Source organism: Methylobacterium sp. J-026, from assembly GCF_022829585.1.
GTDB lineage: Bacteria > Pseudomonadota > Alphaproteobacteria > Rhizobiales > Beijerinckiaceae > Methylobacterium.
The window spans coordinates 41,420-49,011 of the sequence record NZ_JAKSYC010000305.1 but is presented as its reverse complement, the minus strand read 5'-3'; the positions used below and the strand labels follow the sequence as shown (position 1 = coordinate 49,011).

The following is a 7,592-nucleotide window of genomic DNA, read 5'->3' as shown; positions in this document are numbered from 1 at the left end:
CACCCACGCCTGGTTCAACCGTTTCCGTCGATTGCCCATCCGCTATGAGCGACGCGCAGACATCTACGAGGCCTTCACGAGCCTCGCCGCCAGCCTCATCACCCTCAACCAGATCAGACGGTTCTGTTAGGCGCTCTAAGTCCCTCGGGCGTCGAAGCTCCGGGTCGGGAATGGCCTCGGGGCGCCGTTCTGGGGCGGCGTCGGGCGACGCCCCGACCCCAGGTCGCGGGTTGCCGTCAGGCCGCGCCGGGCCGGACGATATTCAGCAGGCTGACGAGTTCCTCCGCCATCCTCTGTCGGCCGCCCGCATTGTAGTGCACGATGTCGGTGAAGACGCTGTCCGTGTGATCGAAGAACAAGTCGCTGAGATCATGGACGGTGAAGAATTTCCGCCGTCCGAATTTCCGCTCGTAATTTCCGACGACGGCCTTCAGCCTCGTGTATTGACGATCGAGATACTCGAGAAATTCGAGCGTGGCGAACGACCGTTCCTCTTCCGACAGCGCCGGTTTGCGCACCACCATCGGCTGCAGGACGAGGTGGATGGGAATGCCGATGCCCGTGGAGAGCCGGCCGATGCGGTCGACCGAGAGTTCGAAATTCCGCACCACCTCCCATTCCCAGGCGGCCTCCTTCCAGCACGTCACCAGCCGCAGGTTGCGCAGTCTCGAAAAGAGGATTTCCAACATCGCGCGTTGATCCACGATGCTCGCCGCGCGGGTGTCGGTGCCCTGCGAGAACAGGTCGTCGTGGATGGCTTCGATGGCGAACTGATTGTACGGCTGACCGGGGCGCGGGTCGAAGGTCCAGGGCTGGAAGATGTCCGTTCCGCCGGCGAGGATGACGATCGCGTCCGGCTCCAGATCGATGAGCTTCGTCGTGATCAGCATGATCGCCTGATTCAGGCAGTTGGAAATGGCGCCGAAATTGTAGACGTGCGCGCCCGCTCCGAGGCTCTGACGGAGCACGGTCTGGACGCGGCCGGGGACGGTATCGGCGGTGTCGAGGCCGTCGACCAGGGTGCTGTCGCCGACGATGAACACCCGGGCCGCCTCGGCCCTGCCCCGGGGGCCGACCGTCACGTCGTTGCGGTATCCCAGGCCGTCGTAGTGCCAGCCATTCTCGAAGATCTGGGACGACGGCTTCCCGGCGAAGGCGACGTAGGGCGCCGGATACCGGATCCGCGCGTCGAACGTCACGAGGTGCCTGAGCAGCTTCTGCTTCTCCGCGTCGATATCGGGCTCGGTCGTCATGAGGTTTCCATGGCTCTGCCGTCGAGAGCGCCGGCTGCGATGCGCTCACGCCTCCCGCGCGCCTTGCGTGGCACGCGCTTTGGAGCGTCAACCCATGGGCGGTAAAGGTCGCTCCCGCGCGGCCGTCGGGACGGCGATGCGCCGGAAGGGATCGGCGTGGGGGGATCGGGGCGGCGCGCGGGGCATCCGCGCCGATCGACGCCGCGTGCTGCAAGCCCCCGCGGGGAGACCGACGGCGACGGCCGCGCGCCGCGCGATCGGCGGGTCGCCGACGATGCGCCCGGATCGCCGGTCGATCCGGGGCGCGGGCCTCAGCCGTCGAGCCCGAGCATCAGCCCGAGATTCTGCACCGCCGCTCCGGAGGCGCCCTTGCCGAGATTGTCGAGGCGGGCCACCAGCACCGCCTGCCCGTGGTCGGAGGCGCCGAACACCCGCAGCTCCAGCCGGTCGGTGTCGTTGAGATCCTCCGGCTCGATCTTCTCGCGGTGCGCCCCCGTGCCGGCGCCCGGCACGACCTGCACCAGCGGCTGGCCGGCGTACCAGTCGCGCAGGGCGGCCTCCAGGTCATCGGCTGCGGGCCGGCCCGGCAGCGCGTCGAGGTGGAGCGGGATGCTCACCAGCATGCCCTGCCGGAAATTGCCCACGGACGGCACGAAGATCGGCCGCCGGGACAGCCCGCCGTAGCGCTGCAGCTCCGGCACGTGCTTGTGGGCGAAGCCGAGGCCGTAGAGCTGGAACGGCGGGGCCGTGCCCTGCTCGAAGGCCTCGATCATGCTCTTGCCGCCGCCGCTGTAGCCGCTGACCGCGTTGACGCTGATCGGGTGATCGGCCGGGATCAGCCCGCCCTCCACCAGGGGGCGCAGCAGCGCGATGCCGCCGGTCGGGTAGCAGCCCGGATTGGCCACCCGCCGGGCCCGGGCGATCGCGGCGCCCTGCGCCCGGGTCATCTCCGGGAAGCCGTAGGTCCAGCCTTCGGCCACGCGATGGGCGGTGCTGGCGTCGAGGACGCGCGGGCCGCCGCCGGGCAGGCTGTCGGCCAGCGCCACCGTCTCCTTGGCGGCCTCGTCGGGCAGACAGAGCACGACGAGATCGACCTCGGCGAGCAGCGCGCGCTTGGCCTGCGGATCCTTGCGGTGCTCGGGGGCGATGCTGCGCAGGGCGACCCGCCCGTCGCGCTCCAGGCGCTCGCGGATGCCGAGGCCGGTGGTGCCGGCCTCGCCGTCGATGAACACCGTGGGCTTCGTCGCGCCGTCGCCAGCCATCGTCCGTCTCGCTCTTCGATCCTCACGCGCCGCCCGACTCGGGCCCCACGGTCACCGATCAGGTGAGCGCGGTCCACCATCGTGTCAACGGCCGCGCCGCAGCCTGAAAATGCGAAAGGGCGGCCCCCGCAGGAACCGCCCTCTCCGTGACACCTCTGTGACCGGATCTCAGCGCTTCGAGAACTGGAAGCTGCGGCGGGCCTTCTTGCGGCCGTACTTCTTGCGCTCGACCACGCGGGCGTCGCGGGTAAGGAAGCCCTCGCGCTTGAGCGGCGCGCGCAGTTCCGGCTCGTAGTAGGTCAGGGCCTTCGAGAGGCCGTGGCGCACGGCGCCGGCCTGGCCCGAGAGACCGCCGCCGGCGACCGTGACGTTGATGTCGTACTGGTCGACGCGGCCGGCGATCTCCAGCGGCTGGCGCAGGATCATGCGCAGCACCGGACGGGCGAAATAGACCTCGACCGGACGCTTGTTGATCGTGACCGTGCCGTTGCCCGGCTTGATCCAGACGCGGGCGACCGCGTCCTTGCGCTTGCCGGTGGCGTAGGCCCGGCCCTGCGCGTCCAGCTTCTGGACGTGGATGGGGGCCTCGTTGGCGGGGTCGACCGCGCCGGTATTCGCCCGGTTGAGGTCGGCGAGGGACTGCAGGGTCGCCATGATCAAGCGCTCACGTTCTTGCGGTTGAGGGCGCCGACGTCGAGCGCCTGCGGCTGCTGGGCCTCGTGCGGGTGCGCGGCGCCCTTGTAGACGCGGAGGTTGCCGAGGATCTGACGGAAGAGCGGGCCACGGGGCAGCATGCGCTCGACGGCCTTCTCGACCACACGCTCGGGGAACCGGCCCTCGAGGATGAACTTGGCCGTGCGCTCCTTGATCCCGCCCGGATAGCCGGTGTGGTAGTAGTAGCGCTTCTGAACGTACTTGCGGCCGGTGAACTTCACCTTGTCCGCGTTGACGACGATGACGTGGTCGCCGCAATCGACGTGGGGCGTGTAGGCGGGCTTGTGCTTGCCGCGCAGGCGCATCGCCACGATCGACGCGAGCCGGCCCACCACGAGGCCCTCCGCGTCGATCACGATCCACTTCTTGTCGACCTCGGCGGGCTTCAGCGAGGTGGTCTTCATAGCCAAATCCCAGGGGTTCCGACGCGTCCGGCTCCGACAGGTCGGGGCCCTCCGGCATCGGGGTGCCGAAAAACGAGCCGCCGCGTGGGGTGCACGCGGCGGCGGTGCCGGGTGCATAGCCGGACCCGGATGGCGGGTCAACACGGAATCGCGAAATCGCGAAAAATCGCTCTTCTGCAATGACTTATGAGATGAGGTACTAGAGTACCGTCAACGGTCCCCGCGCCGGCCCCGCTCGGCGATGGTCAGCCGCTGGACGCCCCGGCCCGCCAGCACGGGCTTCCTGGCGCTGAGGATGCGGGAATTCACGCCGGTCCAGCCGATCTCCCCGGAGAGCCGCCCGTACTCGATCTTGGGGCAGCGGTTCATGATCACCGTGAGCCCGCGCGCCTCGGCCCGGGCGGCGGCCGCGTCGTCGCGCACGCCGAGCTGCATCCAGATGACCTTGGGCAGGGGCGAGAGGGCCAGCGCCTCGTCGACCAGGGGACCCGCGGCGGCCGAATTGCGAAAGATCTCGACCATGTCGATCGGCCGGTCGCCCAGCGTGGCCTGGACCTCGGCGAGCGAGGCCGCGGCCCGGCGCCCGAGGAGATCCTGGCCGGCGAGTCCGGGATTGACCGGGGTGACCGCGTAGCCCCGGTCGAGCAGATATTTCAGCACGATCCAGCTCGGGCGCGCCGGGTTCGCCGAGGCTCCGACCAGGGCGATCGTGCGCGTGGCGTTCAGGATCGCGCGGATCCGCGCGTCGGGGTAGCGTGCGTGCCGGTCATCGTCGCCCGTCTCGATCATGGCCTGTGTCTCATCCCGGGGTTCGTCGCAGGGCCGGACATCGCGGCGGTCACAGCCGCCAGACCTCGTAGCCGATCCCCTCGAAGTCGGCCCGGTCGTACAGCCCCTTCACGTCCACGATCAGGCCCCCGGGCTTCGCCCGCGCGGCGATCGCCGCCGGCCCGAGCCGGGCGTAGTCGCCGTGCGGGACGGCGATCACCACCGCGTCCGCGTCCCCCGGCAGGTCGGCCCAGTCGACGAGGTCGAGGCCATAGGCGGCCCGGGCCTCCGCTTTCCCGGCGCGGGGGTCGTGGACCGACACGGCGCAGCCGAATTCCCCGAGCTCCCGGATAAGATCGGCGACCTTGGAATTGCGCACATCCGAACAATTCTCCTTGAAGGTCAGGCCGAGCACGATGACCCGCGCGCTCCGGCCGCCGCCGCCCTGCCGGACGATGCGCTTGACCGTCCCGCGGGCGACGTGGGCGGCCATGCTGTCGTTGATGCGCCGCCCGGCCAGGATCACCTGCGGGTGGTGGCCGATCATCGCGGCCTTGTGGGTGAGGTAGTACGGGTCGACCCCGATGCAGTGGCCGCCGACGAGCCCCGGGCGGAACGGCAAAAAATTCCACTTGGTCCCGGCGGCTTCGAGCACCTCCAGCGTGTCGAGGCCGAGCTTGTCGAAGATCAGCGACAATTCGTTCATCAGGGCGATGTTCAGGTCGCGCTGGGTGTTCTCGATGACCTTGGCGGCCTCCGCCACCCGGATCGACGCGGTGGCGTGGATCCCCGCCTCGATGATCGATCCGTAGAGTGCGGTCAGCCGCGCCAGGGTCTCGGGGCCGTCGCCGGAGACGATCTTCACCACCCGGGCGAGGCTGTGCTCCCGGTCGCCCGGATTGATCCGCTCGGGTGAGTAGCCGACAAAGAAACCCGTCTTCCAGCGCAGGCCGGAGCACCGTTCCAGGACGGGGATGCAGATCTCCTCGGTGGCGCCGGGATAGACCGTCGATTCGAACACCACGGTCGCCCCGGGCCGCATGTGCTGCCCGACCAGCGCCGAGGCCCGGATCAGCAGATCGAAATCCGGGCGCTGGGCCGCGTCGACCGGGGTGGGGACCGTGACGATGATCACGTCGGCCGCCGCCAGCCGGGTCGGGTCGTCGGTGACCGCGAGGTGTTCGGCGGCCCGGAACGCCGCCGCGTCGATCTCGCCCGCGGGATCGCGCCCGGCGCGGTAGGCCGCCACCTTGTCGGCGGAGTGCTCGTAGCCGATCGTGGTCCGCGTCCGGCCGAAGGCCAGGGCGAGCGGGAGCCCGACATAGCCCAGGCCGACGATTGCAACGCTCTCCGCCACGCCGGATCCCTCAGCGGACGCGAAGGCGCCGATCACCGCGCCGCCCGCCGGGCGCGTATAGGGGCACCGCACCCCCGCGTCGATCCGAAACGCGCGGGGGACAGCGCGAGGCCCGACCTTCGCCGGACCGTCGATCCGGCCCGAAAGACCGGCGCTGATGCCTGCCGAGCCCGCTGGCGGCCCTTCCCCTCAGCCCTCCGCCTCGGTGGGATCGTCCCACTCGATTCGGCGGCGGCGGATGGCCGGGACGGAGGCGGCGATGCCGATCCGGACCGCCGTCCCCACGATGGCGATCACGGCGCAGACGAGGAGCACGGAATCGAGCACGGCATTTACAGCGGTTATCGGCCGGCGCGATGATGCCGGGCGGCGCGCTGACGGGCGCGCGTATTGTGGAGGCGCCGCATCTGCTCCTGGAGGACGAGGTCCTCGTGCAGCGAAGGGATCGCCGGTGCCGACGGAGGCGGGGCTTCCATACGGTCTTCGCCCTGGGGATAGACTGATTTCATCGCCGCCCTCCTCAGTAGTACATACGCATGAGCTTAGCCATTTAGCGATCGATTGCAACCCGGCCGGCGCGACGGGCCGATCGTGCGGCTCCGGCAGGCGGCGTATGGTTAACCGCCCGTCCCGGCCGCCGGCTCAAGATCCCGGGAGGATGCGACGGCCGGCCCCCGGTGCCTTCGCTGCAGTGCGGCGAGATCCGGCATGTCTCTCGCCGCGGTTTGCGAAATCTTAAGGGGTGTTGCGGGTCATCGATGGCCCGATAGCCCTGTCCTGTGCAGGAACGTCCGCGTTGCCGGGCCCGGCTCGACCGTCGACAATGCCCGGGCCGGCTGCCTCCGGGACGTATGGCGGCGCGATCCCGCTCGGGACCTGCGGATTGCGGTCACGTCGTTGGGATATGGGTTCGAAGCTTCGCCTGAACCCGAATTGCTAAGATCTATGCTGACCGTAGACCTTGTCGTTAATCGGTCGGTAACGAATTCATCCTATTGGCGGGACAGGGGCCGACCGATGGGGTCGGCTCCCTCTGTCGGGCGAGGCTCCGATGCTCTTCCTGGTCGTGGCAGCACTCGGCGGCGGCGTGGCGACGGCCGCCCTGCTGGGGCCCGTCAGTCCGCTCGCCGCCTTGATCACCGCACCGTTCGTGGCCAGCGCCGCGGCCGTGCTGGCCAGCTTCCTGATGGTGTGGCGCGGCAGCCGCGACGGTCAGGCCACGCCGACCCTGGACGCGCAGGCCGACGCGATGGTGGCGGCCCTTCGGACCTTGACCGATCAGGCCAATGCCGCCGCTCCGGCGCCGCAGGCCCCGGCGGACCGTCACAGGGTCGCCTGAGCCCCGTCTCGCCCGTGGGGCGATCCGTGGCGCTCAGGCCCCTCGCGGGGGTGCGGACGCCGTCCGTGTCCCGTGGCTCGGCATGCGCGCGCCCATGACCCTGACATAGGCCGCCCGCGCCATCAGCCGCTCGGCCAATGCGCTGCCCGGATGCCGGCACGCGAGCGTTCGGGCCGTATCCTCCATGGTCTCCGGCTCGATGCCCCACTGAAGCTGTTCTTCCGCGGAGACCAACAATCTCCAGAACGGGATGAATTCGTCCGACATTGGCACAGAATCCTGAGCGACTGACGTGTTGCCGGATTCATTGCAATTGGCGGGCATTATCATGGTGGCGCGTCTCGGACCGATGCAGAGCACCGCGCGTGCGACCAATCCCGGAAGAGGCCGGGAGCGGTGGATTGCCCTGAAGGCAGGTCTGGACGCGCGCGTGAAAGCCGTCGTCGCCGATGCCGAGCGGATGACGTCTCCGGTCTGACCCGCGGCGGGATCGAT

The 7,592-nt window shown here is 69.6% G+C and carries 10 protein-coding genes and 1 pseudogene; 3 read left to right on the top strand and 8 right to left on the bottom strand.

Features of this window, described 5'->3' with window-relative positions; genetic code table 11:
* Positions 1-130: pseudogene (locus MKK69_RS26060) on the top strand (IS5/IS1182 family transposase); the annotation flags it as partial.
* Positions 131-236: 106 nt separating this feature from the next.
* Here MKK69_RS26060 and MKK69_RS26055 read toward each other — a convergent pair.
* From MKK69_RS26055 to MKK69_RS26025, 7 genes are all read right to left on the bottom strand, one after another.
* A complete protein-coding gene (locus tag MKK69_RS26055) occupies positions 237-1,253 on the bottom strand; it encodes an SGNH/GDSL hydrolase family protein (RefSeq protein WP_243972773.1) in 1,017 nt (338 codons plus the stop codon).
* Between the two features lie 311 nt (positions 1,254-1,564).
* The gene (argC, locus tag MKK69_RS26050; RefSeq protein WP_243972772.1) at positions 1,565-2,515 is read right to left on the bottom strand and encodes an N-acetyl-gamma-glutamyl-phosphate reductase; all 951 of its coding nucleotides are present in this window, start codon (positions 2,513-2,515) and stop codon (positions 1,565-1,567) included.
* A 168-nt stretch (positions 2,516-2,683) separates the two neighbouring features.
* On the bottom strand, positions 2,684-3,169 hold the full coding sequence (gene rpsI, locus MKK69_RS26045; protein WP_243972771.1) for a 30S ribosomal protein S9: 486 nt from the start codon (positions 3,167-3,169) through the stop codon (positions 2,684-2,686).
* Positions 3,170-3,171: 2 nt separating this feature from the next.
* Positions 3,172-3,633, bottom strand: a complete 462-nt coding sequence (rplM, locus tag MKK69_RS26040) for a 50S ribosomal protein L13 (RefSeq protein ID WP_243972770.1) — start codon at positions 3,631-3,633, stop codon at positions 3,172-3,174.
* 210 nt (positions 3,634-3,843) lie between these two features.
* Positions 3,844-4,422 (bottom strand): CoA-binding protein, encoded by a 579-nt coding sequence (locus tag MKK69_RS26035; protein WP_243972769.1) that lies wholly within the window; start codon positions 4,420-4,422, stop codon positions 3,844-3,846.
* Positions 4,423-4,471: 49 nt separating this feature from the next.
* On the bottom strand, positions 4,472-5,758 hold the full coding sequence (locus MKK69_RS26030; RefSeq protein WP_243972767.1) for a nucleotide sugar dehydrogenase: 1,287 nt from the start codon (positions 5,756-5,758) through the stop codon (positions 4,472-4,474).
* A gap of 189 nt (positions 5,759-5,947) precedes the next feature.
* Positions 5,948-6,085 (bottom strand): hypothetical protein, encoded by a 138-nt coding sequence (locus MKK69_RS26025; protein ID WP_243972764.1) that lies wholly within the window; start codon positions 6,083-6,085, stop codon positions 5,948-5,950.
* Positions 6,086-6,809: 724 nt separating this feature from the next.
* On the opposite strand from MKK69_RS26025, the gene MKK69_RS26020 reads away from it, so the two are divergent.
* Positions 6,810-7,097 (top strand): hypothetical protein, encoded by a 288-nt coding sequence (locus MKK69_RS26020; protein WP_243972762.1) that lies wholly within the window; start codon positions 6,810-6,812, stop codon positions 7,095-7,097.
* A gap of 33 nt (positions 7,098-7,130) precedes the next feature.
* Here the strand turns inward: MKK69_RS26020 and MKK69_RS26015 are convergent, their stop codons facing one another.
* Positions 7,131-7,364: a hypothetical protein gene (locus MKK69_RS26015; RefSeq protein ID WP_243972761.1), complete on the bottom strand. Its 234-nt coding sequence runs from the start codon at positions 7,362-7,364 to the stop codon at positions 7,131-7,133.
* Between the two features lie 25 nt (positions 7,365-7,389).
* Here MKK69_RS26015 and MKK69_RS26010 point away from each other — a divergent pair, with 25 nt between their 5' ends.
* On the top strand, positions 7,390-7,575 hold the full coding sequence (locus tag MKK69_RS26010; protein ID WP_243972759.1) for a hypothetical protein: 186 nt from the start codon (positions 7,390-7,392) through the stop codon (positions 7,573-7,575).
* The last annotated feature ends 17 nt before the right edge of the window (positions 7,576-7,592 follow it).